The following is a 26,038-nucleotide window of genomic DNA, read 5'->3' as shown; positions in this document are numbered from 1 at the left end:
AAAGCCGCACCGGTGGGGGCGTTCTGTCTCAATGTGAGACGTGAGTCACAAGCTTGCCAATTACCGTTGGTCGTGTTGTTCTCTCGAAGAGTCGGCCGAGAGGAAGGAGCTGACCATGGCCACCAGACCCGCCGTCCGGGACTCCATCCGGATGTCCTGGCAGCGCTCGGAGGCGTCCCTGGTCGACACCGACCGGCCCGCGCCCGCCTACTTCGACGGTCTCGATCTCGGCACCACGCTGGCCCGGGCGGCCCGGCCGGTGATCGACGCCCTGGCGTCGGAGCTGACCAACGAGCCCGTGTGCATCATCCTGACCGATGCCCGCGGCATCGTCCTGGACCGTCGCGGCGGCGACAAGACACTGATCCGCCGGCTCGACTCCGTCGATCTGGCACCCGGTTTCCGCTACGCCGAGTCCGAGGTCGGGACCAACGGGATCGGCACCGCGCTGGAGGTCGGCGGCCCCATCCTGATCGACGGCGCGGAGCACTACACCGGTGTACTGCGCGGCTTCTCCTGCGCCGGGGCGCCGATCACGCATCCGGTCACCGGCGGCCTGCTCGGGATCCTGGACATCACCACCCAGGCGAAGAACTCCAACGCGATCCTGCTGTCGTTCGCCAAACTCGCGGCCCGGCGGATCCAGGAGCGCGTCCTGGAGGAGGCGAACGCCCTCGACCAGGCGCTGCTGACCGAGTACTACGCGGTCTGCCGGCACACCGGAGGCTCGGTGATCGCCCTCGGCGACGAGGTCTTCATGATCAACGCCCATGCCCAGCAGCGCTTCGACTCCACCGACCAGGCCGCGCTGATCGACCGGACCCGGGATGCCCGCGGCGGGACCAAGCCGGTCACGTTCCTCGCTGACCTGCCCAGCGGGATCAGCGCCCGGCTGGCGTACCAGCCGACGTTTCTCGGCGACGCTCTGGCCGGCGGGATCGTGCAGATCAAGGAGCAGCGGTCCGGACCCCGCACGACCGGTGGTGCAAGAGTCCCGTCGCTTCCCGGCATGACCGGGACGAGCGCGCTGTGGCGGCATACGACGCAGGATGTCCTCGATGCCTGTCGCCGGGCAGAGTGGCTGGTCGCCGAAGGTGAGCCGGGTGCAGGCAAGTTGACTCTGCTCCGCGCCGTCCACGACTACAGCTCGCCGAGCCGGCGACTGGCGGTGCTCGATGCCGGCGATCAGGGTGATCTCCTCGCCTGCGCCACCAGCGAACTGGACTCCGGCTCCGATCTCATCATCCGGAACGCCCACCTGCTCTCCGCGGAGGTCATCCAGGGTCTCGTGGACCTCCTGCAGTCGGTGCGCGACAGTTCGGTGGCGCGCGAGCCGTGGGTCGCGCTGACCCTGCTGACCGGACAGTCGCGCGGCCAGGACGAGCTCGGGACGCAGCTACTGCGGTTCTTCCCGCGGACCGTCGCCGTACCTCCGCTGCGTCATCACCTCGAGGACATCCCGGTCCTGGTGCGGTACTTGCTCGGGCGAGCCGGCATCACCAGCGTGACTGTGTCCGGGGCGGCGCTCAACCAGCTCATGAGACTCCCGTGGGCGGGCAACGTGACGCACCTGCGGAAGGTACTGACCGACGTCGCCCGCCGCCGGCGTTCCGGCGTCGTCGAACTGGAAGACCTCCCTGCCGAATGCCACGCGACAACCCGCCGGCACCTCACCCGCATGGAAGCCCTGGAGCGCGACGCCATCGTCGGCGCCCTCGCCTCCCACCACGGCGACAAAACCGCCGCCGCATCGGCTCTCGGCATGTCCCGAGCCACCATCTACCGCAAAATCCGCGACTACGGCATCGTCACCTGATCCGGGTGCCGCCCGCGAAGCCTGCTGAGCTCTTCGAGTAACAGCCTGGACCCCATCCCTGGAACCGGAGCAACTAATCCGGTGGGTGGTCGCGTCTGTCTTGGTGAGGCGGCGACTGAGGGGGTCTGGGGTGGGTTCGCGGCGGAGCGGTAGTGGGGTTGGGCTTGCTGTTGTCTGTGTGGTCGTTTGTGCTGTGGCGTTCGCTGGGGCGATCAGGGTGTTGATGCCTGGCGGGCGGGATAAGGCGACGGTGGTGTCGGCGGAGGATCAGACGCCGAGTCCGGTTGCGCCTACGACCCGGTCTCCGTCACCCAGTGCGGTGACGTCGACGCCGGTCACTCGGACCGGGACGTATGCGTGTCCTGGATTCAGTGGGATCGAGGCGGACGTGCCGTTGCGGATGGTCATGCGGGATACGTTCGCCTGGGGCAACGATCCGGCGTACAAGGTCGGCGATGGTTCGGGTGATATCCGCTGGCGGTCCGATCCGTATCACAAGCCGAGTTGGTACATGTGGCTGCATTCGCTGCGGTGGTTGGGACATGGGATCATCGCGGCCCGGACCGGCGACCGCAAGGCCATGACGCATACGATCGCGATCATCCACGACTGGGTGCGCGACAACCCGTACCCATGGAAGAGCGACGTCGGCGCGTGGGAGTCGACGATGCACCGGACGAACGTGCTGATCTGTGCGCGGCAGGCGGTGTTGTCCGGTCTGCATGTCCGCAAGCTGCCGGCGCAGTACGCCTGGCTCGACCAGTCCCTGCTCGACCATGCGAAGTTCATGACCGAGAACTGGGGCGGACCGTCGAACCACGGCACGGACGAGAGCATCGCGATGTTCGGCGTCGGCTGCACTCTCGGCCGGGCGGACCTGAAGAACCGCGCCGTCGACCGGTTGACCCAGGCAATCACCACTGCAATCGACCCGCAGGGATCGACGAACGAGCAGTCCGTCGGCTACGCGATGTTCAACTACCAACTGTGGGGCCGGGCGACCACGGCATTGCAGCGCTGCGGCGCCGACCCTGGACCAGTCATCGAGGAACGGCGACGCGCACTCGCGGAGTGGCTCGCCCTCGCCACCACCCCAGCTGGTGAACTCCCCCAGGTCGGCGACGCGGAACGCCAGAAGCCGCAGGCCGCGGCCGGCACCTCGTTGGAGTACGCCGCCACCCTCGGAGCACACGGGACGACGCCGTCCAAGCGGACCGCGGTCTTCGACGCCGGGTACGTCTTCGGCCGGACCGGATGGGGCGAGACGAGGCCGTTCACGCAGGAGTCGACGTACAGCATCCGGTTCGGAGCCGCGCGCCGGTATCACGGGCACGACGACCACATGTCGATCACGTACAACTCGCACGGCCGCGACATCCTGATCGACCCGGGCCACCCCGGATACCAGCTCGACAAGTGGCAGGAGTGGACCAGGAGCCAGGCATCCCACAATGTGATGACGATCCCGTCGGCCAAGGGCGCACCCGTCGAGACGAAGCTGGTCAGCGCGGCGATGACGCCGACCTCGGAGTACTACGAGTTCCACGACACACCCGCGGCCGGGGTGGAACGGACCAGAGACGTTCTCGTACTGAAGGATCCCGATCTGATCGTCGCACTGGACCGCGGCACGTCGGCCGGCAATCAGCGGTACGAGACGTTGTGGCACCTGCCGCCGGGCCAGAAGGTGACCGTGCAGTCCCCGACCACGGCGGTCGCCACGAAACCTGGTGACAGCACGAAGACGTACTTGCTCCAGATCCCTTACGGGCAACAGCTTCCGGCGGACGCGATCACGGTCGAGCAGGGCAAGCAGGATCCCGTCCAGGGCTGGTACTTCCCCGACATCTTCCACCGTGTGCCGGCACCTGTGGTCAAGTTCAACCGCAGCGGACCGACCGCCTCGATCCTGTCGGTCGTCGTACCGGCCGCAGTCGCCGAGAAAGTTGCCTTCAGCACCAGAACCGTGGGATCCATGCTGCTGGTCGACCTGACCGTCGGCGCGCGGCAGACCACCGTCCGGGTGACACCGAACGGTCGCCTCTCGCGCATCCGCTAGGCCGGATCCGGTCATCGCTCATGGCGCCATTGGTAAACGTTTGCCATGATGGTCGGGTGATCTATGAACTGAACCATGTCGGTGGTCGTGTCCAGGATCTGGATGCGAGCTTGGCCTTCTACTCCGGGATCGGCGCCGAGGTGGTCGACCGGTTGTTCATGACCGGCCCGCGGGTCCATCGGGTGCACATCCAGCTGGCGACCGGGCTGGTGGAACTGCTCCACAACGAGGAGGTCGACCCGGACGCGGCGTACGGGCTGAACCACGTCGGGTTCATGACGGACGATCTGGACGGCGACTACGCCCGGCTGATCGGTGCCGGGTACGCCGAGCTCAGCTCGCCGAGGGTGGCGGGGAGCGGCCAGGGCCGGCTCGCGTTCCTGTCCGATCCGAACGGCGTACGGGTCGAGCTTCTCCAGCGGTCGGAAGAGTTCCGGGTCCCGCCTTTCACGTCGGGACCGGTCAGCCGGCTGTCGTTCATCGCGCTGGACGCACCGGATCTCGACGCCGCCGCCGAGTTCTACGGCGACCACCTCGGCATGGAGCGGGTGCCGTCCGACGAGGCCGACGCGGCGTACTTCCGGATCGGCGCCGACGCCGTGAAGCTCTGCAAGTCATTGCCGCCGGCAAGCACCCACGTCAACCACCTCGGTCTGACGGTGGCCGAGCCGCGGCCCGATGCTCACGACCCGGACGGGAACCGCGTCGCGTTCGTCCCCGGCTTTCAGTGACCGGCAATCGCTGAAAGTCGACTGAAAGTCCGATCTGCGAGTCTCACTCCTTGAGCACGTCGGGAGGGATTCGTGAAGCGACCGTCATTCGTCGAGGCCGCGCTGGCACTCGCCCGCTCCTGGCTGGCCACCACTGGCCCGGAGCGGGACACACCTCCCCCTCCGGCCGACGCGAACGGCGACCGGCCGGAGGAGGACGACGTACCTCGCTGATGCCCGCGGTCAGATGATCTCGGGGGTGAGGTCCGGGTCGGGCATGTCGGGATCGAACGGGAACATCGGACGCTCGATACGGTGGTGGCCGAGGCTGAGCAGGTCCTGGTTGACGCCGCCCGGGGTGAGGGCGAGGAGCCAGTCGGCGGCCATCGCGTACAGCTCGGGCTCGAGGTAGCCGATCTTCACGATGACGAGGTCGGCGTCGCGCGGCGCCAGTCCAAGGGCAACGAAGTCCGACTCGATGTGGTACGGCTTGCGGCGCATGGTCACGATGACGTGCAACCCACCGACCGCGAGCGCCACCGCGCCGGCGGCAGAGTCGATCCCGGTAACCCGACCGGTCAGCGCGACCGGACCGCACGGCTCGGAATCGATCTTGCCGCCCACCTCGACGCTCACCGTCGCGCCGACGCCTGCCTCCATCGCCGCGGTGGTCACCTCGGGGTCGACGATCGCTGCGTAGATCGTGGTCAGTTCGGACTCGGTGATCGCCGGCATGCGGAGCAGCTTGTCCAGGGTCCACGAGGTGTCCCCCGCCCCGCCGGCCGTCGGGTTGTCGCCGGAGTCGCTGATGTAGAACGGCCGGGCGGTCGACGCGAGCGCCTGGTCGAGGCACTCGGCGAGCGTCCCGGTCGGCGCGACGAACTCGAACTTGTCGTGCGCGTCCCAGTACGCGTCCGCGAGCCGCTTCGCCTGAGCGGTGATGACCTGCTCGTCGTCGCCCATCACCACGACCGCGGCCTGACAGCGTGGCTCGTCCGCCCACGCATACCCGACCCAGATCGCCGCGTCCAGTACGCCGTCCATCGCCTCGACCTCGTCGACCTGCGCATAGATGCTCTTGGCCGGCTCGATCCTGGTGCTGGTCTTCTCCCCCGGCAGCAGCACCGGCACCTGCACCCACGCCTTGAGCGGTCGACCTCCCGAGCGCAGCCGTGCCACCAGGTTGCGCGCCGCGCGTTCCTTGGTGTCCCACGCGTCGGTGTGCGGGGCCTTGCGGTAACAGGTGGCCAGGTCGAGCAGCCCGATCAACTCGCGCGACATGTTGCCGTGGAGATCCATCCCGGTCGAGAGAAGTACGTCGGGACCGACGATCCGGCGGATCCCGGCGACGAGGTCGGCCTCGATGTCGGTCCGGCCGATCACGCTCATCGCACCGTGCATGTCGACGAAGACGCCGTCCAGCTGCCCCGCCTGTCCCAGCCGCTCGTAGATCTCCGCCGCGAGTTCGTCGTACACCTCTGGTACGACGGGACCGCCTGGGACCGCGCGGGCGTGCAGCAGCGGCACCCACTCGACGCCCTCGGTCAGCGGCTTGCCCGGCGCGAGGAAGTCGTACCGTCCGAGCAGCTCGTCGCCGCGGGTGACGTGGAAATCGTCCAGCCTGGTCCGATGCGGCGAGAACGTACTCGACTCGATCGCGATCCCCGCGATCCCGATCCGCAACCGCCCGGACTCCGCTGATGAGCTCACAGAATTGCTCCTTCGTGTGTACGACGCTGCCTTCGCACACAATTCTGCGCTCTCGACCCCTCCTCATGCGAGGCCGAGAGCGCAGACAGGCCGGTCAGCGTGGGAGGGCTGTGCCGGCGTCGTACCAGTTGGCCGGGTTGGTGGGATTGGCCGGCAGGGCGAGTGACTCGGCGATCTTGCGGAGCTGGGCCTTGTCGGCCTTGCCGCTGAGGAAGCGGATAGTGATCGCCACGCCGTTGTGCTCCATCCGGAGTCCGTTGTCCGGGCCCGGCTGGTACAGCGGCTTACCGCCCTTCTGCGCGGTCTCCAGCTTGTCCCAGGTGAACCACGCGTTCCAGTCGTGGATCGTCAGGTCCGCGGGGTCGTCGTCCATCCTCTTCGAGTTCATGTTCCAGAACTTGTCGGTGCTGTACCGGATCTCGAGGTCCTCGCCCGGCTGCGGCTGGGGGCCCCACAGACTGCCGGTCTTGGGCCCGGCCGCGGGGTCGGGCTTGACCCCGGTCGCCGGGTTGCCGTCGCTGAACACGACGTCGAACGAATGCCCGTCGCCCGTGAAGTTCGCCGTCTTGTCGACCACCCGCTGCGCGTGCAGTCCACTCGGCACGTAGCCGATCCTGAACGGCGAGGTCAGCCGTTCGGGGGTGGCCTTGATCGACTTCGCCACAGCCACCGCGGTCTCGCTGTCGTCGTCGTACGGCGCGTCGATCTGCGGCACCGCCCGGGTCCCGAGCTCCTGCTGCTTCTCACAGCTGAGCAGCGCCCAGATCCCCTTGGCCGGCTGCCAGGCGACCGACGTCATCGGGCGGGCCGGCACCGACGCCATCGCGTACCCGACCGGGAACGGAACGATCGGCTCACCGTTCGGCATCGTGATCAGGCGCCCGGCCAGCCCGTTGAGGTCGATTCGCGGGCTGTCCGACGGGATCTTGCCCGGGTTGAAATCGCCGTTGCGGTGCAGTGTCAGCAGACACCATGACGCCCACGGGCTGCCCGCTCCGACCAGCTGGTAGACCTGCCGGTTCGCCTCGTAGGCACGCGGGTTGACGATCATCCCCTTCGGCGCGGTCAGCGTGACCCAGTTGCCCCAGGGAGAGCCGGCCTGCTCACCGGCCGGCTGGGTCGAGGTGTCCCGCAGGTGGTCCACCAGGATCGGGCCGCCGACGGCCGCGGCCGCCGTCGCCATCACGGTGGCCAGGACCAGCGCCGTACGACGCCGTCGCGGCGGACGGTCAACAGGCAGATTGCCGGCAATCGGGCTGCGGTCGGGAGCCGTCGCCGCGATCCGGTCGAGCGCGTTCCGCAGATCTTCCTCAGTGCGCATTGATCACTCCGTGGGGTGCGGTGGTGGTTGGGGACGAGGGGCCGAGTTCGATCCGGAGTGCGGCGAGAGCCCGGGACGCGTACGAACGCACCGTGTTGGGTGAGCAACCCATCGTTTCCGCGATCTCGGCGTCGGTGAGGCCGCCGTAGTACCGCAGCGCGAGCACGGTCCGCTGCCGGCGCGGCAGCTTGGCCAGCTCGGCGACCATCTCGTCCTGGTCCGCGAGCCGGGCCGCGTGGTCGGGCTGCTGGCGGTCCGCGTCGGCCCAGATCTCCGGGCGTGGCACGAACCGGGACCACTTCCGGCGCCAGGACAGGTACTCGTTGACCACCATCCGGCGCAGGTACGCGTCCGGTCGTTCGGCCCGCTGGATCCGGTCCCAGTGCCGGTGCACCTTGATCGCGGTGTCCTGGACGAGATCCTCGGCCAGGTGGCCGGACCCGCACAGCACGGTCGCGAACCGCAGCAGGTCCGGCACGCCTTGTCGCGCCCATTCCTCGAAGGTCACCCTCGACTCCCCTCTTCAGGCCGGTTCAGCAACCGGCCTTCCCAGCAAAGACAGCCCCACCTCCTGATGTGATGCGCGGATCCAGCGATTTTCTCTCCGACCCACAGAAATCGGTCAGTCGAGCTTCGACGGGTGCTGCGCGAGCGGTGTGACCTGGACCCGCAGATACGGGAAGAGCGGGAGGCTGGAGAGCAGGTCGTGGAGGGTGTCGTTGGAGGGTACGTCGAAGATGCTGAAGTTCGCGTACTCGCCGACGATCCGCCACAGCTGCGGCCAGACACCCGCCCGCTGGAGCTCGAGCGCCCGACCCGGCCACCCCGCCGTACCACTTGGAGCAGATCGCGACGACGGTCACCGACGGCCGGCTGATCGTCGTCCCCCGGTCGGCGCATCTGGCGAATGCGGAACGGCCGGACGTGATCACGCCGGCCGTCACCGCCCACCTCACCGCGGGGTGAGGCGGATGACCGGGTACTGCCGATCCGACTTCGCCTGGTACTTCGCGAGCCGGGGCTGGGCGGCCGTGATGCGCTGCCAGGCCTGGTCGCGCTCGTTGCTGTCAAGACTGTGTGGCGTCACCTGCACCAGACCGCTGCCGGGCAGTTCGACCGACACCCGGTCGGGATGCGCCGTCAGGTTGGCGTGCCAGTCGGGATGCTGACTGCCGCCGCCCGACGCGACGACCAGCCAGCCGTCGTCGTCCGCGAACCAGCCGAGCGGCGTCTCGCGGGGCTCGCCACTGCGGCGGCCGATCGTCTTGAGGATGAGCACGTCCATCCCCATCATCCTGTCGCGACCGCCGCGGATCTTCTTGGCGGTACGGGCGTTCATCGTCCGCTGCACCCACCGCGAGAACGCTCCGGGCGTACCGGGCTTGCGCGCTGCCTGCTGCTGACTCATCACGCCACCTCGCCGATCCGTACGGTGTTCCCCGCGGGGTCCCGGAACGCGCAATCCCGCACACCCCACGGGTGCTCGGTCGGTTCCTGGACGACAGGCGCCTCCGCATCCCGCACACGCGCGAAGGTCCCGTCGAGGTCGGGGGTGGCCAGGATGATGACGCCATAGGTGCCCTTGGCCATCATTTCGGCGATGGTACGGCGCTGGTCGTCGGTCATCGTGCGACTCGCGTCCAGCGGATGCAGCACGATCGACGTACCCGGCTGTCCCGGTGGGCCGACGGTGATCCAGCGCTGCACACCGGCGCCGACGTCTTGGCGTACCTCGAACCCCAACGTGTCCCGGTAGAAGGCCAACGACGCGTCGGCGTCCTCGTGCGGTAGGAAACTCGCTTGAATGGTGATGTCCATGGCCAAGACGCTACGAGCAGGTGGCGATCCGCCGCTTCTCGATTCCTGATCGGTTCAACGAGGTGATGAATGAGCGTCCGCGTGATCGGCGTCGATGCCTGCAAGTCGGGCTGGGTGGGCATCAGCGGCGAACGTCGCGGGTACTTCGGCGCGACGATCGAGCAGTTGATCTCGTCGGCTGAGCAGGACGGCCCGTTGGCTGTTGTGGCGATCGACATCCCTATCGGACTGCCGGTTGACGTCCCACGGCAGGCCGACGTACTGGCGCGCCGCCTGATCGGGAGGCGCTCGTCGTCGGTCTTCTCGACGCCGCTCCGGGCCGCGTTGCTCGAGGTCGACGCCTGGTCCCGCACCACCCACCACCAAGTCATCGAGTCCCACCCCGAGCTCTGCTTCGCCACGATCGCAGGTCACCCACTCGCCCATCGCAAGTCCACCTGGGCAGGCGTCGAGGAACGCCGCCGAATCCTCGCGGCGGTTGGCATCGCGGTGCCGTCCGACCTCGGTCTGGCGGGTGAGTTGGCAGCAGTAGACGACGTACTCGACGCCGCAGCCGTCTCCTGGACCGCCCAACGCCACGCCGAGGGCCGAACCGGTCCACTGTCCGGAAACTTCTCGCCTCCCGGCGGCCATTTGTTTCCGCATAACGCATCGCCCCTGCGGCGCCCCGATCAACCACCCCTGGCCCGCTCAGGTGGTCGGGCCGTGCACAAAGTCGGACTAGGTCGGCGTGGTGAGGACGATGGTGGGTGGGTTGAGGAGGCCGGAGTTCAGGTAGTCGGCGGCGCGGGAGATGTGCTGGAGGTCGAAGCGGTGGCCGTAGTCGGTGGTTACCGACTCGACGAGGGGAAGGAGGTGGGGGTCGGCGGAGAGCGCGTTGGCGGCCGTGTTGTAGATGGCGATGCGGAGTGCGTTGCGGCCGGGTACGGCGGCATCGGTGAGGTCCACGCGGTACGGCGGGGACCAGAGGGTGCCGCAGGGTACGTCGTTGAGCCAGATCTCCGCGGCGACGCCGATCGGAGGGTCGAGCGTCGCGCGGTAAGAGTTCGGAGGGAGATACGTCTCGGTGTCGGCCGGCGCGGGTTCGCCGGTGCCGAAGTCGAGCAGGACCCGCGTCTTGGGATCGAGCTCCGGCAACTCGAGCTCGGTCTGGTACGACGCTGCCCCTGAGTACGCCGCCCGTCCGGGATCGTCCTCCACCGATGCGGCAGTTCGACCGACGACGGCGAGTTGTCGAAGGTGACCTGCCAGGACGCCCGGATCGTTGCCCGCGTCACCTTCTCGATCGTCAGGTCGGGCGCCGCGTCGTCGGTGGGTACGAGGATGGTTGCTTCGTAGGGGTGAAGCGTCAGCGAGATGCCATCGGGTGAGCGGCGGTGGAGCGAGGTCTTGCCGGTGGCGGCATCCCATTGTTCGAAGGAGGTTGTGGCGTCGGGGATGTCGAAGTGGAAGGTTCGCGCCTGGTTGCCGGTGTTCGCCAGGAAGTAGATGTCCCCGTCGTCGAGCCGCCGATGCACGACACCGATGTCGTCCCGAGGACTCACCCTCGGCCCAGGCACCTCCGCCAATCGCTCCGCCAGCTCACCGACCGCCACTCCCCCGGCAAGCGTCGACCCCTCAGGTACGACGACCAGCCCGAGGTCAAGCTGCCCCGGATCGACCAACTCGAGCGCATCGTCGTCGACCAGGTCGAAGTCCAGCCCGGACTCACGAATCGTCCGCGGGATCTCGTCACCGATCAACCGACGCGCGGTGCGATACAAGTTCAACGACCCATCGGCGTACGCCTCAGCAGCGGGCACGTAGACCTTCACCGGCCGAACCGGCGTGCCCTGCTGCAACAACCAGGACAGGCGGTGCAGATACCCGAACAGATCCCCCGCAACCGGCCACCAAGGATTGCGGTCGTCCAGCGCACCGGAGGCGTAGAAGATCCAGCCGATCCCAGGCGCACTCGATGGCGAGTACGGCCAGCCGTGACCGATCAGCTGGTTGACGCCCGACAAGAAGTGCTCATGCGCCTCGCCCTTGAGATCGAGCGGGGTTGCCCGGAACGACGGCGAATGCACCCACGTCCACACCTCGGCCGACACCACCGACCGCCCGTAGAGGTTCGCGGCCGACGACGCCCACCGGGTCTCCGGCAGCCGCGTCCACCCCCACCCTTCACCCTCGAACAGGTCGGCGAAGCGATAGCTGCTCATCGTCGCCGGCGGCTCGCCGTAACTCTGGATCCGGAACGGTACGCCGTGCCCCTCCGCCCACCGCTGGAAGACTGCGACGAAGTTCTCCTCGTACAACTCCGACAACGTCCGCCGGAAGTCGATCCGCACCTGTGCGGACTCAGCCGCGTCGACGAGCAGCTCGTACAGCCGAGGACGCAACTCATAGCCATGCCGCCGCACGAACTCGTCGAACAATCGAGGCGTCCAGTCGGCCTGGTACACCTCCAAGCTGTCACAGAACACCGACCCGAGCAGCTCCGGCGTTGCCGCCAGCAACAATGGTTCGGCCACACACCTGATGTGCTCGGCCGCCGCTGCCGCCGAGTAGTGATCAAGCACCGGCCCTTCCGCGCCCGCCGCGGCCCGCTTCACGTTCTGCCCGGTCAGCCGCGACGACGCGATCAGCACCTCACGCGGTCCGTGCCCGGCCGGTACCCGGATCATTCCGTTGCTCACAGCAACCTCGACGTACGACGCCGGTACGCCAGCCGATCCCTCGCCCACGAAGGCCGCAACCACCTCGTCCCCGGGCCACGCAGCCACCACGGGCACGTCGTACGCCTCGGCGCCGATCTCGCGCCGATCCCAGCTGAGGCCGCGCGCTGCGTGCTCCGGACCGATGTGCCCGCCACCGAAGGACCAGCCGCTGCCCAGCGTCACGTCGAACCGCAGACCCAGTTCCCCCGCCGTCCGCGCGGCGTACCCGACAAGCTCCAGGAACTCATCCGATCCGAACGGCGCCTCGACCGGCCCCATCGGATAGACGAACGCAACCTCGACGCCACCCAGGCCGGCCGCCGCCATCGCCCGCAACTGACGCTCGAGCTCACCGCGCTCCACCGATGGTCCGAACCACCACCAGCGCACCATCGGCCGCCCCTCCGCGAGCGGTGTCCGGAACTGCCTTCGTACGTCGTCCAATGTCGCCACAGGACCGGCCTCCGCACTCGGTTGTCTCGGTCCGTCCACCCCATCGCGACCGGCAACCCGCCGTCAACGAAATCGACCACTACCGGTCAGCCGACCCTGGTCCCGCGGTCTAGGCCGGATCGCCTAGGATCTCCGCCGGGGGGACCGAGCTGCCGACGAAAGGTTCTGTCGTTCATGTCTCAGCCCCCAGAGGGTGGTTATCCCCCGCCGTCCCAGGGTCAGCCCGGGTACGCCGGCCCGCCGCAGGGCTACCAACCGCAGCCGGGATATCAGCAACCGCAAGGCTTCCAGCAGCAGCCGTGCGGTACGCCGGGCTCCTATCTGTACACCGTGACGGCGTACGGGCCGCTCGCCGAACTCGATGAGGCGTTCCTCGGGGTGAAGGCACCGATCGAGGAGGTCGCCGGCGGCTCCTGCTACAGCTCGGACGAACGAGCCCGGGACTGCGCCGTCACCAACGGCAAGATCGTCGTGATGGTCGGCACCGCCTGGACGTCGGCGACCAAGCGCCCGCGCACCGATGCGCAGATGATCCAGGACGGGAAGAAGTTCGCCGACGCCCTCACCCAGGGCCAGTAGTCGGACCGGCCCGGCGCTCTACCCAGCGCCGGGCCGGTGTACGGGGTCACTCGACCAGCTTGCCCTCGGTCGAGATGTCGTCGCGCATCAGCTTGCGGAGCTCGTCCGGGATCGGTGGAATCGCCTCACGCTCCACCGCTCCCGGCCCGGACCACACGAGATTGACCTGCAGCGACTCGTCCAGGTGCGGGTAGTCGGACCGGTTGTGGCAGCCGCGGGACTCACGCCGTTCGAGCGCGGCGTCGAGGGTCGCCCGCGCGGCCAGCGCCGAGGACTTCAGGTCGAACGCGTGGGCCAGGTCCTGGTAGCCGGCGATGTCGGGGTGTACGCCGATCCGCGTCATCCGGTCCTCGAGGTCCGTCAGCTCCGACAGCCCGGCCTGCAGTCCTGCCTCGTCGCGCACCACACCGGCCCGCGTGGTCATCGTGTCGCGGAGCGCCCGCTGCAGCGCCCGCACGTTCTCCGGACCATCGCTCGCCAGCAGGCCGTCGACCTCGGCCCGCGCTTCGGCGACCGCCTCCGCGGATCGCTCCTGGGACTGCCGGCCGATCGAGTACTTCGCCGCTTCCTCGGCAACGATCCGGCCGAAGACCAGCAGTTCGATCAGTGAGTTGCCGCCCAGCCGGTTCGCGCCGTGCAGACCGCTGGCCGCTTCGCCGATCGCGTACAGCCCGTCGACACCAGTACCGTGATCCTCCGGGCGGACCCAGACGCCACCCATCGAGTAGTGCGCGGTCGGTGCGATCTCGATCGGCTGCTTGGTGATGTCGAGCATCTGGAGTTCGAGCAGCGTCTGGTAGACCCGCGGCAGCCGCCGCATGATCGTCTCTCGCGGCAGCTGCGACACGTCGAGCCACACCCCGCCGTTCGGCGTACCGCGGCCCTCCTTGATCTCGGTGTACGCCGCCAGCGCGACCCGGTCCCGCGTCGACAGCTCCATCCGCGCGGCGTCGTACCGCGCCATGAATCGCTCCCCCAGGGCGTTCCGCAGCTGACCGCCCTCGCCACGCGCGGCCTCGGACACCAGGGTTCCGGCGGCGTTCTCGGGCTCGAGCAAGCCGGACGGGTGGAACTGGACGAGCTCGGGGTCACGGATCTTGCCCCCGGCAAGGACCGCCAGGCGGAACGAGTCACCGGTGTTCTCGTCGCGACGGGACGACGTACGCCGCCAGATGCGGGTGTGACCGCCCGCGGCGAGGATGACCGCGTCGGCGTGGATGACGTAGCGCCGCCCAGTGGTCAGGTCGAACCCGTAGGCGCCGAAGACGGTGTTGTCCCGCACCAGGATGCGGGTGACGTACACGGTGTCGAGGATCGGGACGCCGAGCTGCACGGCGCGGTTGACCAGGGTCCGCTGGATCTCCAGGCCGGTGTAGTCGCCGGCGAACGCGGTCCGCCGGTACGTGTGGGCGCCGAAGAACCGCTGCGAGATCCGGCCGTCGGCCTCACGGGCGAACGGCATGCCGTATCGCTCGAGGTCCTCGATGCCACGAGCCGCACCCTCGGTGACGATCTGCACCGTGATCGGGTTCGCCAGCAGGTAGCTCTCCTGCAGCGTGTCGGCCGCGTGCTGCTGCCAGGTGTCGTCGGGGTCCATCGTGGCCAGCGCCGCATTGATCCCGCCGGCGGCCAGCGAAGTGTGGGCGTCCGACCGCGAGCGCTTTCCGAGGACGAGTACTTCGACGCCCTGCTCGGCCAGCTCGATCGCGGCCCGTAGACCGCCACCACCGGATCCGATCACCAGGACGGACGTGGCGATCTGCTGTTCGGTGGTACTCATCGGAATCTCCTCGCGTTCCAGGCGGTGGTCTCACCAGCTAGGACCACGCACGGCACCGATCTGTGACTGTCTGCTCAGTCACACCGCCGAGGACTCGTCGTCGCGGTAGGCCAGATCGTCGTGGCGGAGGCGGTACAAATTCAGACGCTGGTGGTGGTACTGATCCGTCTCGCCGATCGGCTCCATGCCGATCCGCTCGGCCGTGGCCGCGGCGCGCTTGTTCTTCGGGCTGACCAGAGCGAACAGCTCCTCGACGTCCGCGTTGTGCATCGACCACCGGGCCAGCGCCTCCCCCGCCTCCGAGGCGTAGCCGTGACCCCACGCCGTACGGGCGAGCTGCCAGCCGACCTCGAGGTCCTGCCACGGCTCCAGCCGGAGCAGGGCCACGCCGCCGATCACCCGCCCGGTCGCGCGGAGTTCGACCGCCCAGTGGCCGGCGGGTGCCACGTCCTTGGCCGCCCACCCGTGCAGCATGTTCCGCATGGCCAGCACGTTCGGCACCCAGCTCATGGCGGGCGTCAGCCAGCGCGTCACCTGCTCGTCACCGTAGATGACCAGCGCGTCCGACACATCGGTGTCGCGCCACGCCCTGATCAGCAGTCGTTCGGTCTCGATCGTCGGCTTCATCTCACGCTCCTGGGCTCAGGGAACCGGTCGGCACAGCTATGACCGGGCAGGGGTCGCAGCTGTGACACCCACGGAGACCACGGACTCGACCACGGACTCCCAGGGCGCGCCGACCACGGTCGTTCCTGGACGGTGTCAGTAGTCCTTCGCAAGCCCCCAGCGACGACTGAAGGAGTCCCGACGTGACGCAGACCGCCACTCTCGATCAAGCGGTGTCGGACTTCGTCCGGCTCCGTCCACGCCTGTTGCGGATCGCCTACCGGATCGTCGGCAACGTGCACGAGGCCGAAGACATCGTCCAGGACGTCTGGCTGCGCTGGCAGCGCACCGACCGGCCCGCCGTCGCCGACCCCGCGGCGTTCCTCGCCACCGCGACCTGCCGGCTCGCCATCAACGTCGTCCAGTCCGCCCGGCACCGGCACGAGACGTACGTCGCCCCGTGGCTGTCCGAGGAGACCACGGAGGGCGGTGCCGATCCGCAGGCGGTGATCGAACGCCGTGAGGCCGTCGACCACGCCGTGCGACTCCTCCTGGAGCGACTGTCACCCGCGGAACGCGCCACCTATGTACTCCGGGAAGGCTTCGAGTACCCGTACCGCGAGATCGCCGAGACGCTGCACATCGCAGCGCCGAACGCCAGGCAGCTCGTGAAGCGCGCCCGCGACCGGCTGTCGTCCGACCGCCGTCATCCGGTCGCCCCCGCGGCACACGATCGGCTCCGTCGCGCCCTGGCGTCGGCGTCCAGCGCCGGCGAGCTGGCCGGCCTCGAACAACTCCTCACCGCCGACCTCGCTGCCCAGGCGAGTTGATGCCAACTCCCAGCAGATCCCGGACCTGAGACACCTCAGGGTTCGCTGTCGTCGATCGGCGAAGGGCACTAGCCTCAGGTGAGGGGTGGTGGATTCGTGACGATCGGCGGGGCGGCACAGGAACTGCGCGGGCGGCGGGCTGAGTGTGCCCAGCTGGATCGGGTGGTGACCGGAGTGCGTTCCGGCCAGGGTCAGGTCCTGGTCGTCCGCGGCGAGGCGGGCATCGGGAAGTCCGCCTTGCTCGACTACCTGGCCGGCCACGCCGGTGACTGCCGGATCGCCCGGGCGGCGGGCGTCGAGGCCGAGATGGAGCTTCCGTTCGCCGGTCTGCACCAGTTGTGCTTACCGTTGCTGGATCACACCGATCAGCTGCCCCGGCCACAGCGCGAGGCGCTCGCGGTCGCGTTCGGCCTCGAGGCAGGTGGCCCACCCGACCGGTTTCTGGTCGGTGCGGCGGCACTGAGCCTGCTGGCCGAGGCGTCCGACCTGAAGCCCCTGCTGTGCGTGATCGACGACGCACAGTGGCTCGACCAAGCCTCGGCGCAGGCCCTGACGTTCGTCGGACGTCGCCTGTTCGCGGATCGCATCGGCCTGGTGTTCGCTGTACGCGAGCCTGTGACCGGTCCTGAATGGCGCGGGCTCCCGGAGTTGATCGTCGCGCGGCTGTCGGACGCCGATGCGAGCGCGCTCCTCGAGTCGGTGGTTCCGGGGCGGCTGGACGAGCACGTCCGGGATCGGATCGTGGCCGAGACCCGCGGCAACCCGCTCGCCCTCCTGGAGCTACCGCACGGTCTGACGGCTACCGAGCTGGCCGGTGGGTTCGAGCGCCCGGACGCCCGGCCGCTCGCGAGCCAGATCGAGCAGAACTTCACCCAGCGGCTGCGGGCGCTTCCGGCGGAGACGCAGAAGCTGCTCCTCACCGCCGCAGCCGAGCCGGTCGGCGACGTACCGCTGCTGCTCCGGGCGCTCGGGATTCTCGGGATCCCGGTGAGTGCGGCCGGGCCGGCAGAGACGGCCGGGCTGTTCGAGATCGGTCGCCGGGTGCGGTTCCGGCATCCGTTGGTGCGATCGGCGTCGTACCGGGCAGCGACCTGGGCCGATCGTCGCGAGGTTCACCAAGCCATCGCCGAGGCGATCGACCCTGGTCACGATCCCGACCGGCGCGCCTGGCACCGAGCCAACGGAGCGGACGGGCCGGACGAGGACATCGCCGCTGAACTCATCAGTTCCGCCGACCGGGCACAGCGTCGCGGCGGTGTCGCGGCCACGGCCGCGTTCCTGCAGCGAGCGACCGACCTGACTCCGGACCCGGCCCTGCGGGCGCAACGTGCCCACGCCGCGGCCCAGGTCACCCTCGGCGCCGGTGCGTTCGAGACTGCGCTGAAACTGCTCGTCACCGCCGACGAGGTTTCGGTCAGCGCTGTCCACTCTGCTCAGGTGAACCTGCTCCGGGCACAGATCGGGTTCGCCTCCGGTCACACTGCGGACTCCGCCCACCTGCTGCTGGGGGCCGCCCGGCGATTCGAACCGCTGGATGCCGACCTTGCCCGCGACACGTACCTCGACGCGATGATGGCGGCGATGTTCGCCGGCCGCCTCGCCCCGGGCTCTCCACAGACCGACGTGTCGCGGGCCGCTCGCGCTGCACCACCGCCGACGAAGCGCCGCAAGCACGACCTGCTGCTGGAGACCGAGGCGGTCATGTTCACCGACGGGTACGCGGCAGCGGTCCCGTTGGCTCGGGAAGCGCTCCGGGCATTCGCCGACGAGCAGCTCGCCGAGCCGGGCGATCTGCGGTGGTTGTGGCTGGCATCGCGTACTGCGGTGGATCTCTGGGACGACGAGTACTGGGATGTGCTCACCGCCCGGCACATCCGGATCGCGCGCGAGTTCGGCGATCTCGCCGGGCTTCCGCTGGTGCTGAACTCGCGAGTGTTCCTGCACCTGTTCGCCGGGCAGTTCGCGGCGGCCACCTTGCTCGTGGCCGAGATCCGGACGATCTCCGACGCGACCGGGCTCGGCCTGGCGCCGTACGGCACGCTCGGGCTGACGGTCTGGCGGGGTGACGTCGCCAAGGCGACCCCGCTGATCGCGGCGAGTCTGGAGGATGTGAGGGCACGCGGCGAAGGCGCCGGGATGTCCTTCACCCAGTGGGCCGGCTCGTTCCTGATGAACGGACTCGCTCGCTATCCGGAAGCGCTCGAGTTCGCCCGAGCCGCCGCCGAGGATCCGAAGGACCTCGGCGTGGCCAACTGGGCCCTGCCGGAGCTGGTCGAGTCCGCGACGCGCTGCGACCGGACCGACCTGGCCTCGGACGCTCTCGACCGGCTGTCGGGGATGGCGCGTGCCAGCGGCACCAACTGGGCCCTCGGTTTGCTCGCCCGCTCGCGCGCCCTGATGGCGACTGGGCAGGAGTCCGACTACGAGGAGGCCATCGCGCTCCTCGGCCGCACCCGAGCCCGGGTGGATCTCGCCCGGACCCATCTGCTGTACGGCGAACGGCTGCGCCGGGAGGGTCGTCGCCAGGACGCTCGCACCCAGCTCCGAACGGCGTACGAGATGTTCACCGCAGCCGGCGCCGACGTCTTCGTCGAGCGGACGCGCGGTGAGCTCGCGGCCACCGGCGAGGTCGTCAACGGCGTGACGCGCCGCGCCGGCGACGGCCTGACCGCACAGGAAGCGCACATCGCCGAACTGGCCGGCACCGGCCTCACCAACGCCGAGATCGGCGCCAAGCTGTTCCTCAGCCAGCACACCGTCGAGTGGCACCTCCGCAAGGTCTTCACCAAACTAGGCATAACCTCCCGCCGCCAACTCCGCCCCACCCCCAACCCCGGCCTCACCGGCTAGCTGTGCCGGCCTGAGGCCGACCTAGTGCACGGCTTAACCACGCATCGCCCCCAGAAACGGTCGGCGGGTGCACAAAGTGCTGGTCATGCACGTCCCAAGTTGCTTCCACGAGGCCCGACGGCACCCGCTTCAGGAAGCCGACTCAGCCTTGGATCAGACCGAGTACTCCCAAAGCTACGATCAGCGCACCGAACACCCGGGACAGGGTCAGCACCCCTCGGTACAGCGCGACTGCCATGTCCCGGTCTTGATCCCTGTAGACGCTCTGTTTCCGCACTGCGTCGACCATAGGATCGACGTACCGATCGCGCCTCAGGACAACTGATGCCGTAATCAAGGCGAGGCCAGCAGCCATCAGGATTACCGCCCAGGCGACAGATGACATCATCACCATCCCGTGAGGTGCAGCGGAGTCCTGCGCGAAGGTAATCGCAGCCTAGCCGTTGGCACCGTCACCGAGCTCATCGACTGACCCCCGCTATCCCCACAGCAGACCTCGGACGAAATCTCGGCGGTCACAGGCGCGCCAGCTTGCTGTCGGTGGGGGCAGGCGGGCTGCGGGAACGAGGTTGAGAGGACGGGTCTCCGGAAAGAAAGTTGCACCTGGCGACCAGAAGTTTCCGAAAAGCGCGGAACGACGGGGTTGTGAGGTGAGAGGGTAGTGGGCTGGTGGCGCCGGGGAGCGGGGGCTGGGGAGACTGCGGGCAGGCGCGGTAGGCATGTCACAAATCGGGGGGCTGCGCTGTCTTTGCTAGTGAGGAATCGATGAAGGAGATGTCGGTGCGCAGGATCGTTGTGGTGGGCGGTGGGTACGCCGGGTTCTATGCGGCGTGGAAGCTGGAGAAGAAGCTGCGGCGGGGTGAGGCCGAGGTGGTGGTGATCGATCCGCGGCCGTACATGACGTACCAGCCGTTCCTGCCCGAGGTGCTGTCCGGGTCGGTCGAGGCTCGGCACGCGGCGATCTCGCTGCGGCGGAACCTGCATCACACCAAGCTCATCGCCGGATCGGTGACCAGGGTCGAGCATGCCCGGCGCACGGTGACGATCCAGCCGGTCAAGGGGCCCGAGTACGAGCTCGAGTACGACATCATCGCGGTGACCGCCGGTGCGGTCACCCGGACGTTCGACCTGCCCGGTGTCGCCGACCGCGCGATCGGCATGAAGCACGTGGAGGAGGCAGTCGCGATTCGCGACCGGCTGCTCACCGCCTTCGACGAGGCGTCCGTGCTCCCGCCCGGGCCGGAGCGGCAGCGGCTCCTGACCGTGACGTTCGTGGGCGGCGGCTTCGCCGGGGTCGAGGGCTTCGGTGAGCTCCTGTCGCTGGCCAACGCCCTGCTCAAGAAGTACCCGGAGCTGAGCCGCGACGATCTGGCCTTCCACCTGGTCGAGGCGACCCAGCGGATCCTGCCCGAGGTCACCGACGGGCCCAGGAAGTGGGTGCGTTCGCTGCTCGAACGGCGTGGCGCACACCTCCACCTCGACACCACCCTCGTGTCGGCCGAGGACGGCCACGTGATCCTGTCGGACGGGACGGAGTACGACACGGAGCTGCTCGTGTGGACCGCCGGCAACGCCGCGACCCGACTGGTGCGCGGCCACACCGACCTGCCGGTGACGGATCGTGGACTGATCCAGACGCGCGCCGATCTGCGGGTCGGCACCGAGACCGAGGTGATCCCGGACGCCTGGGCAGCCGGCGACGATGCCGCCGTCCCGGACCTGGCCTCCCCGGTCCCCGGTGCGTTCACGGTGCCCAACGCGCAGAACGCCGTACGCCAGGGGAAGCGGCTGGCGAAGAACCTGCTGGCGTCGCTGCGTGGCCGCGAACCGAAGAAGTACGTCCACCACACGCTGGGGGCCGTTGCGACCCTGGGCCTGGGCACCGGGATCTTCCAGTTCCGCTGGATCGTCGTCAGGGGCTTCCTCGCCTGGCTCATGCACCGCGGCTACCACGTCCTGGCCGTCCCGACCTGGGACCGCAAGATGCGCGTGCTGTCCGTCTGGCTCGCCGCCGCGATCCATGGCCGCGACATCGTCTCGCTGGCGTCGGTCCAACGGCCCCGGGACGCCTTCGTGAACGAGGCTGCCCTGCCCAAGTTAAGTTTGGCGGATGTTCACAGTGGAGGAACGCCTGCGGCTGCGGAACCGGCTGATCGAAGCAGCTGAGCACGACGACCGGATCGCCGGTGCGGCACTGACCGGTTCGGCGGCCGCCGGGGCCGAGGACGAGTGGTCGGACATCGACCTCGCTTTCGGTCTGGCGGACGGAGCCGATCAGGCCGCCGTACTCGACGACTGGACCGGCCGGATGTACGGCGACCACGACTGCGTGGACCACCTGGACATGCGGGTGCGCGGGACGATCTACCGGGTCTTCTTGCTGCGGAACACCCTTCAGGTGGATATCGCGTTCGCGCCCGCGGGCGAGTTCGGCGCGCTCGGTCCGGCGTTCGCGCTGCTGTTCGGCGAGGCGAGCGAGCAGCAACCGTTCGCCGAATCCGCGGCGAAGGACCTGATCGGCATGGCCTGGCTGTACGCGCTGCACGCCCGCTCCAGCATGGCCCGCGGCAAGGACTGGCAGACCGAGTACATGATCAGCGGCCTCCGCGATCACCTGCTCGCGTTGATGTGCCTCCGCCACGGTGTGCCGACATCGCAGGGCCGCGGCTTCCACCTGTTGCCGGAGGCAATCACCAAGCCGGTCGAGGACACACTCGTCCGCTCCCTCGACACCGGCGAGCTGACCCGTGCGTTCAGCGCGTCGATCGACGTACTCCTGCCCGAGATCGAGGCCGCGGATCCCGAGCTGGCCACGAAGCTCGCCGGTCCGCTCCGGGCGCTGGTTACACCACGGTGAGCACCTCGGCGTAGTGGCATGCCGCCGGATGCCCTTGACCACGGTCGGTCAGCGCCGGCGTCTCCTCCACGCACAGACGCTGCTCGGCCTCTGTCAGTACGGCGAACTTCGGGCAACGGATGCGGAAGCGGCAACCGCTCGGCGGACTCACCGGGTTGGGCACGTCACCACTGATCACGATCCGCTCCCTGGCCCGGATCCGTTCCCGGCGTGGATCCGGTAGCGGGATCGCGGAGATCAGCGCCTGCGTGTACGGATGGGCCGGACGGTCGAACAGCTCGTCCCGGTTGCCGATCTCAACGATCTGGCCGAGGTACATCACCGCGACCCGGTCGGCGATGTGTCGCACCACCGACAGGTCGTGGGCGACGAACAAGTACGCCAGCCCGAGCTCCAGCTGCAGGTCTTCGAGCAGGTTGACGACGCCCGCTTGGATCGACACGTCGAGGGCCGACACCGGCTCGTCCAGAACGAGCAGATCGGGGCGCAGGGCAAGGGCTCGCGCGATGCCGACTCGTTGCCGTTGGCCACCAGAGAACTCGTGCGGGTACCGGTTGCCGTGCTCGGGGTTCAGTCCGACGGTTGCGAGCAGTTCGCGCACGCGGGCCGGCCCTTCCGCGTCGTACCGGCCGTGGATGCGCAGCGGTTCGGCGATCGCGTCGGTCACAGTCATGCGCGGATCGAGCGAGGCGTACGGGTCCTGGAAGACGATCTGCAGCCGTTGCCGGAGCTTGCGCATCCGGGCCGAGCCGACCGCGCCGAGGTCCTCGCCGTCGAACACCACCTTGCCCGCTGTCGCTGGTTGCAGGTTGAGGACGGCGCGACCGGTGGTCGACTTGCCGCAGCCCGACTCGCCGACCAGGCCCAAGGTCTCACCACGATGCAGGTCGAACGAGATGTCGCAGACGGCATGTACGTCGCCGTTGCGACGGCGGAGCACTCCCTTGCTCCGGACGGGATAGTGCTTGACCAGGTTCTGCACGGACAGCAGCGGCTGCTCGCTCATTGGGTTCCTCCCGCACTGTCCAGCGACGTCTGAGCGAACACGTCCTCCGGTCGCCTTCCTTCGAGATGGTTGGAGAAGTGGCACGCCGCGAAATGATCGGTCGCGCCGACCGCGAGGAGATCGGGCTCGTCGGTATCACAGATCTCCGCCCGCATCGGGCATCGCGGCGCGAACGGGCAGCCCGGCGGCAGATCGAGCAGGGACGGCGGTGCACCCGTGATCGGGACCAGACGCTCCGACCGTCCGTCCAGTCTTGGCAGGCTGCCGATCAGTCCGAGCGTGTACGGCATCCGTGGTGCGTAGTAGATGTCGTCGACACCACCGAGCTCGACCGGGCGTCCGGCGTACATCACCAGGACACGGTCGGCCGAACCGGCGACGACGCCGAGGTCGTGGGTGATCAGGACCATCGCGGCGTCGGTGGCGGCCCGGGCGGTCTCCAGCGCCTGCAGGACTTGGGCTTGCACGGTGACGTCGAGGGCCGTGGTCGGCTCGTCGGCGATGATCACGTCCGGGTCGTTCGCCATCGCGATCGCGATCACCACTCGTTGCCGCATGCCGCCGGAGAATTCGTGCGGGAAGTCGCGGGCCCGTTCCCGGGGGCGGGGGATCTGCATCGCCGCGAGCAGGTCGACGGCCCGTTCGCGTGCGGCCGCCGCGCTGACGTCGTTGTGCGCGCGGACGGCCTCGGCGATCTGGTCGCCGACCGGGTAGACCGGGTTCAGCGACGTCATCGGGTCCTGGAACACCATCGCGATCCGGCCGCCGCGGATCCGCTGCAACTCCTTGTCCGGGGCACCGATCAGCTCCTGCCCGCGGTACCGGACCGAGCCGCCGACCCGGGCCGAGGCCGGCAGCAGACCCATCACCGCCATCGAGGTGACCGACTTGCCCGAGCCGGACTCGCCGACGATGCCGAGCACCTCACCGCGGCGCAATGCGTAGCTGACGCCGCGGACCGCGCGGACCAGGCCGTCCTCGGTCGGGAACGACACGGTGAGGTCCTCGACCTCGAGCACAGTCTCGCGGTCAGCGCTGTGCTTGACGGTGAACTCGCTCACTGGCGCACCTTCCGCTGGGTCGGATCGAACGCGTCCCGCAGTCCGTCGCCGATGAAGTTGATGGTGAGCGCGATCAGCACGATGAACGCGCCTGGGAAGTAGAACAGCCAGGGCCGCGTGCTCACCGCGGTGTCGGCCTCACTGACCAGCAGGCCGAGCGAGGTGTCCGGCGGCTGCACGCCGAGTCCGAGGAACGACAGTGCCGTTTCGACGAGGATCGCCGCCGCGACCAGGATCGTGACGTTGACGATGATCGGCCCGAGCGCGTTCGGAATCAGATGCCGGAAGATGATCCAGCGGTCGGGGGCGCCGAGTGCCCGGCTGGCCTCGACGTACTCCTTCTCCCGCAGTGACAGGACGACGCCGCGCACCACCCGCGAGACATAGGCCCACTGCAAGGCGGCGATCACCAGCGCGACGAACCACCACGAGCCCGAGGTCGCCCGCGTGAGTACTGCGGCGACCGCCAGCAACGGAAGGGTCAGGACCAGGTCGGCGATGCGCATCATGATGCTGTCGGTCACACCGCGGTAGTAACCGGAGAAGGCACCCCACAGCGTGCCGAACAGACCTGCCAGCAAAGCGATCAACAACGCGATCTCGATCGATCGTTGGGTGCCCCGCAGTACCTGCGCGAAGGTGTCATGACCCAGGTTGTCGGTGCCGAACGGATGCTGGGCCGACGGTGGCACGGACGCCGCCGGCGTGATGTCGGCGTACCCGTAGCGCCAGACCGCGCCACCCACGAAGGCCAGCAGCACGATCGCGACGAACAGGACCAGACTGATCACGGCCGCCTTGTGCCGGAGGAATCGGCGCAGGACCAACTCGCGCTGGCTGCGCTGCCTGACGGTGCTGACCGGCCGGGTGGTGGGTGCGGCGACGGTCGAGAGATGCTCACTCATAGCGGATCCGTGGGTCGAGGAGGGCGTACAGCAGGTCGGCGATCAGGTTGAAGACGATGACGGCGACCGCGACCACGAGCAGCCACGCCAGTACGGCGTACGCGTCGCGTTCGTTGACCGAGCTGACCAGGAAGTCGCCGAGTCCACGCCACTGGAACACGGTCTCGGTGATCACCGCCCCCGAGATCAGGGCGGCGAAGTCGAGCGCGGTGATCGTCACCATCGGGATCAGTGCGGTCCGCAGTGCGTGTTTGATCACCACCCGACGTCGCGAGAGACCCTTCGCCCGCGCGAACAGGACGTAGTCGCTGTTCAGTACGTCGAGCATCGAGGCCCGCTGGAAGCGGCTCCACGCACCGAACGAGATCAGCGCCAGCGAGATGGTCGGCAGCACCAGGTGGCCGGCCGCATCGGTGAGATGAGCCCACGTCCCGCCCTCCACGATGACCGATCTCTCCCCGATCGTGGAGACGACCTGCCGGCCGACCAGATTGTTCAGCGAGATCCCACCCTGCTTGAGCAGTACCGCGAACCAGAACGACGGCATCGACAGGAACAGGAATGCGGCGAAGGTGAAGCCGTAGTCGATCCCGGAGTACTGCTTCACCGCACTGACCACGCCGACGAACACCGCCAGCAGCAGCGCGAGAACGACGGCGACCGCGATCAGCCGCAGCGTGACGCCGAACCGGGTGACGATCTCGTGGCCGATGTCGACGTTGGTGCGCACCGACGGCCCGAAGTCGCCGTGCACCACCCCGGTGATCCAGGTCCAATAGCGCTGCAGGACCGGCTGATCCAGATGGAGGCGCTCCGCCTCGACCGCGACGACCTGCGGCGACGGTGGCGGGTTGCGTCCCTTCAGGTTCGCCAGCGGATCCCCTGACAGCGTGACGAGCAGGAAAACGATGAACGTCGACGCGATGATCACCGGGATCGACACCAGCAACCGGCGGATGGTGTAGGTCAGCACGT

Annotated in this window: 23 protein-coding genes and 2 pseudogenes; 11 read left to right on the top strand and 14 right to left on the bottom strand. The window is 68.6% G+C overall.

What is annotated here, in order from left to right:
• Positions 1-115: 115 nt before the first annotated feature.
• A complete protein-coding gene (locus ACIBG5_RS22455; protein ID WP_396393421.1) occupies positions 116-1,816 on the top strand; it encodes a sigma-54-dependent Fis family transcriptional regulator in 1,701 nt (566 codons plus the stop codon).
• A gap of 267 nt (positions 1,817-2,083) precedes the next feature.
• On the opposite strand, the gene ACIBG5_RS22450 is transcribed toward ACIBG5_RS22455, so the two are convergent.
• A complete protein-coding gene (locus tag ACIBG5_RS22450) occupies positions 2,084-2,224 on the bottom strand; it encodes a hypothetical protein (RefSeq protein WP_396393420.1) in 141 nt (46 codons plus the stop codon).
• Between ACIBG5_RS22450 and ACIBG5_RS22445 the strand changes: the two genes are divergently transcribed.
• The 3 genes from ACIBG5_RS22445 (at position 2,223) to ACIBG5_RS22435 (ending at position 4,819) form a co-directional block, all read left to right on the top strand.
• Positions 2,223-3,875 carry a heparinase II/III family protein gene (locus tag ACIBG5_RS22445; protein WP_396393419.1) on the top strand — a complete coding sequence of 551 codons (1,653 nt, stop codon included), beginning with the start codon at positions 2,223-2,225 and terminating at the stop codon, positions 3,873-3,875. The genes ACIBG5_RS22450 and ACIBG5_RS22445 overlap by 2 nt on opposite strands.
• 56 nt (positions 3,876-3,931) lie before the next feature.
• Positions 3,932-4,606 carry a VOC family protein gene (locus ACIBG5_RS22440; protein WP_396393418.1) on the top strand — a complete coding sequence of 225 codons (675 nt, stop codon included), beginning with the start codon at positions 3,932-3,934 and terminating at the stop codon, positions 4,604-4,606.
• A gap of 72 nt (positions 4,607-4,678) precedes the next feature.
• A complete protein-coding gene (locus ACIBG5_RS22435; protein WP_396393417.1) occupies positions 4,679-4,819 on the top strand; it encodes a hypothetical protein in 141 nt (46 codons plus the stop codon).
• Positions 4,820-4,828: 9 nt separating this feature from the next.
• Here the strand turns inward: ACIBG5_RS22435 and ACIBG5_RS22430 are convergent, their stop codons facing one another.
• The 4 genes and pseudogenes from ACIBG5_RS22430 to ACIBG5_RS22415 form a co-directional block, all read right to left on the bottom strand.
• A complete protein-coding gene (locus ACIBG5_RS22430) occupies positions 4,829-6,295 on the bottom strand; it encodes a M81 family metallopeptidase (RefSeq protein ID WP_396393415.1) in 1,467 nt (488 codons plus the stop codon).
• A 94-nt stretch (positions 6,296-6,389) separates the two neighbouring features.
• A complete protein-coding gene (locus ACIBG5_RS22425; protein ID WP_396393414.1) occupies positions 6,390-7,616 on the bottom strand; it encodes a hypothetical protein in 1,227 nt (408 codons plus the stop codon).
• Positions 7,606-8,124, bottom strand: a complete 519-nt coding sequence (locus ACIBG5_RS22420; protein ID WP_396393413.1) for a SigE family RNA polymerase sigma factor — start codon at positions 8,122-8,124, stop codon at positions 7,606-7,608. Before ACIBG5_RS22420 ends, ACIBG5_RS22425 begins: the two co-directional genes overlap by 11 nt.
• A 114-nt stretch (positions 8,125-8,238) precedes the next feature.
• Positions 8,239-8,418 (bottom strand): annotated as a pseudogene (locus ACIBG5_RS22415) (muconolactone Delta-isomerase family protein); the annotation flags it as partial.
• 35 nt (positions 8,419-8,453) lie between these two features.
• Here ACIBG5_RS22415 and ACIBG5_RS22410 point away from each other — a divergent pair.
• Positions 8,454-8,582: a hypothetical protein gene (locus tag ACIBG5_RS22410; RefSeq protein WP_396393412.1), complete on the top strand. Its 129-nt coding sequence runs from the start codon at positions 8,454-8,456 to the stop codon at positions 8,580-8,582.
• Here ACIBG5_RS22410 and ACIBG5_RS22405 read toward each other — a convergent pair.
• Entirely contained in the window at positions 8,569-9,024 is a 456-nt protein-coding gene (locus ACIBG5_RS22405; protein WP_396393411.1) for a nitroreductase family deazaflavin-dependent oxidoreductase, read from the bottom strand. The two genes, ACIBG5_RS22410 and ACIBG5_RS22405, sit on opposite strands and share 14 nt — an antisense overlap.
• Positions 9,024-9,434, bottom strand: a complete 411-nt coding sequence (locus ACIBG5_RS22400; protein ID WP_396393410.1) for a VOC family protein — start codon at positions 9,432-9,434, stop codon at positions 9,024-9,026. Before ACIBG5_RS22400 ends, ACIBG5_RS22405 begins: the two co-directional genes overlap by 1 nt.
• 69 nt (positions 9,435-9,503) lie before the next feature.
• Between ACIBG5_RS22400 and ACIBG5_RS22395 the strand changes: the two are divergent.
• Positions 9,504-9,968 (top strand): annotated as a pseudogene (locus ACIBG5_RS22395) (DUF429 domain-containing protein); the annotation flags it as partial.
• A 296-nt stretch (positions 9,969-10,264) separates the two neighbouring features.
• Here ACIBG5_RS22395 and ACIBG5_RS22390 read toward each other — a convergent pair.
• Positions 10,265-12,589, bottom strand: a complete 2,325-nt coding sequence (locus ACIBG5_RS22390; RefSeq protein ID WP_396393409.1) for a glycosyl hydrolase — start codon at positions 12,587-12,589, stop codon at positions 10,265-10,267.
• A gap of 174 nt (positions 12,590-12,763) precedes the next feature.
• Between ACIBG5_RS22390 and ACIBG5_RS22385 the strand changes: the two genes are divergently transcribed.
• Positions 12,764-13,168, top strand: a complete 405-nt coding sequence (locus ACIBG5_RS22385; protein ID WP_396393408.1) for a hypothetical protein — start codon at positions 12,764-12,766, stop codon at positions 13,166-13,168.
• A gap of 46 nt (positions 13,169-13,214) precedes the next feature.
• On the opposite strand, the gene ACIBG5_RS22380 is transcribed toward ACIBG5_RS22385, so the two are convergent.
• Positions 13,215-14,948, bottom strand: a complete 1,734-nt coding sequence (locus tag ACIBG5_RS22380) for an L-aspartate oxidase (protein ID WP_396393407.1) — start codon at positions 14,946-14,948, stop codon at positions 13,215-13,217.
• A gap of 78 nt (positions 14,949-15,026) precedes the next feature.
• On the bottom strand, positions 15,027-15,575 hold the full coding sequence (locus ACIBG5_RS22375; protein ID WP_396393406.1) for a GNAT family N-acetyltransferase: 549 nt from the start codon (positions 15,573-15,575) through the stop codon (positions 15,027-15,029).
• Positions 15,576-15,757: 182 nt separating this feature from the next.
• On the opposite strand from ACIBG5_RS22375, the gene ACIBG5_RS22370 reads away from it, so the two are divergent.
• From ACIBG5_RS22370 to ACIBG5_RS22355, 4 genes are all read left to right on the top strand, one after another.
• Positions 15,758-16,384, top strand: coding sequence for a sigma-70 family RNA polymerase sigma factor (locus tag ACIBG5_RS22370; RefSeq protein WP_396393405.1), 627 nt, complete (start codon positions 15,758-15,760; stop codon positions 16,382-16,384).
• Between the two features lie 96 nt (positions 16,385-16,480).
• The gene (locus tag ACIBG5_RS22365; RefSeq protein WP_396393404.1) at positions 16,481-19,234 is read left to right on the top strand and encodes an ATP-binding protein; all 2,754 of its coding nucleotides are present in this window, start codon (positions 16,481-16,483) and stop codon (positions 19,232-19,234) included.
• A 774-nt stretch (positions 19,235-20,008) separates the two neighbouring features.
• Entirely contained in the window at positions 20,009-21,400 is a 1,392-nt protein-coding gene (locus tag ACIBG5_RS22360) for an NAD(P)/FAD-dependent oxidoreductase (RefSeq protein ID WP_396393631.1), read from the top strand.
• Positions 21,345-22,091, top strand: a complete 747-nt coding sequence (locus tag ACIBG5_RS22355; protein ID WP_396393403.1) for a nucleotidyltransferase domain-containing protein — start codon at positions 21,345-21,347, stop codon at positions 22,089-22,091. Before ACIBG5_RS22360 ends, ACIBG5_RS22355 begins: the two co-directional genes overlap by 56 nt.
• On the opposite strand, the gene ACIBG5_RS22350 is transcribed toward ACIBG5_RS22355, so the two are convergent.
• The 4 genes from ACIBG5_RS22350 to ACIBG5_RS22335 are packed head-to-tail and all read right to left on the bottom strand — an operon-like array spanning position 22,078 to position 26,036.
• Positions 22,078-23,097, bottom strand: coding sequence for an ABC transporter ATP-binding protein (locus ACIBG5_RS22350; protein ID WP_396393402.1), 1,020 nt, complete (start codon positions 23,095-23,097; stop codon positions 22,078-22,080). The genes ACIBG5_RS22355 and ACIBG5_RS22350 overlap by 14 nt on opposite strands.
• Positions 23,094-24,158, bottom strand: a complete 1,065-nt coding sequence (locus tag ACIBG5_RS22345) for an ABC transporter ATP-binding protein (RefSeq protein ID WP_396393401.1) — start codon at positions 24,156-24,158, stop codon at positions 23,094-23,096. Before ACIBG5_RS22345 ends, ACIBG5_RS22350 begins: the two co-directional genes overlap by 4 nt.
• Positions 24,155-25,063 (bottom strand): ABC transporter permease, encoded by a 909-nt coding sequence (locus ACIBG5_RS22340; RefSeq protein ID WP_396393400.1) that lies wholly within the window; start codon positions 25,061-25,063, stop codon positions 24,155-24,157. The genes ACIBG5_RS22345 and ACIBG5_RS22340 overlap by 4 nt, the downstream gene beginning before the upstream one ends.
• Positions 25,056-26,036, bottom strand: coding sequence for an ABC transporter permease (locus tag ACIBG5_RS22335; RefSeq protein WP_396393399.1), 981 nt, complete (start codon positions 26,034-26,036; stop codon positions 25,056-25,058). The genes ACIBG5_RS22340 and ACIBG5_RS22335 overlap by 8 nt, the downstream gene beginning before the upstream one ends.
• Between the last annotated feature and the right edge of the window lie 2 nt (positions 26,037-26,038).

Source organism: Kribbella sp. NPDC050241, assembly GCF_044459685.1.
GTDB lineage: Bacteria > Actinomycetota > Actinomycetes > Propionibacteriales > Kribbellaceae > Kribbella.
Note: the sequence above shows the minus strand (reverse complement) of the source record. Positions and strands in the feature narration are given on the sequence as shown.

What these genes read in the sequence shown, in the direction of transcription:
- ACIBG5_RS22455 (WP_396393421.1), top strand. Translation starts at nt 116, where the DNA reads ATGGCCACCAGACCCGCCGTCCGGGACTCCATCCGGATGTCCTGGCAG.
- ACIBG5_RS22355 (WP_396393403.1), top strand. Translation starts at nt 21,345, where the DNA reads ATGTTCACAGTGGAGGAACGCCTGCGGCTGCGGAACCGGCTGATCGAA.
- ACIBG5_RS22425 (WP_396393414.1), bottom strand. Translation starts at nt 7,616, where the DNA reads ATGCGCACTGAGGAAGATCTGCGGAACGCGCTCGACCGGATCGCGGCG.
- ACIBG5_RS22385 (WP_396393408.1), top strand. Translation starts at nt 12,764, where the DNA reads ATGTCTCAGCCCCCAGAGGGTGGTTATCCCCCGCCGTCCCAGGGTCAG.
- ACIBG5_RS22350 (WP_396393402.1), bottom strand. Translation starts at nt 23,097, where the DNA reads ATGAGCGAGCAGCCGCTGCTGTCCGTGCAGAACCTGGTCAAGCACTAT.
- ACIBG5_RS22445 (WP_396393419.1), top strand. Translation starts at nt 2,223, where the DNA reads ATGCGGGATACGTTCGCCTGGGGCAACGATCCGGCGTACAAGGTCGGC.
- ACIBG5_RS22375 (WP_396393406.1), bottom strand. Translation starts at nt 15,575, where the DNA reads ATGAAGCCGACGATCGAGACCGAACGACTGCTGATCAGGGCGTGGCGC.
- ACIBG5_RS22450 (WP_396393420.1), bottom strand. Translation starts at nt 2,224, where the DNA reads ATGACCATCCGCAACGGCACGTCCGCCTCGATCCCACTGAATCCAGGA.
- ACIBG5_RS22380 (WP_396393407.1), bottom strand. Translation starts at nt 14,948, where the DNA reads ATGAGTACCACCGAACAGCAGATCGCCACGTCCGTCCTGGTGATCGGA.
- ACIBG5_RS22400 (WP_396393410.1), bottom strand. Translation starts at nt 9,434, where the DNA reads ATGGACATCACCATTCAAGCGAGTTTCCTACCGCACGAGGACGCCGAC.
- ACIBG5_RS22405 (WP_396393411.1), bottom strand. Translation starts at nt 9,024, where the DNA reads ATGAGTCAGCAGCAGGCAGCGCGCAAGCCCGGTACGCCCGGAGCGTTC.
- ACIBG5_RS22340 (WP_396393400.1), bottom strand. Translation starts at nt 25,063, where the DNA reads ATGAGTGAGCATCTCTCGACCGTCGCCGCACCCACCACCCGGCCGGTC.
- ACIBG5_RS22360 (WP_396393631.1), top strand. Translation starts at nt 20,009, where the DNA reads ATGTCGGTGCGCAGGATCGTTGTGGTGGGCGGTGGGTACGCCGGGTTC.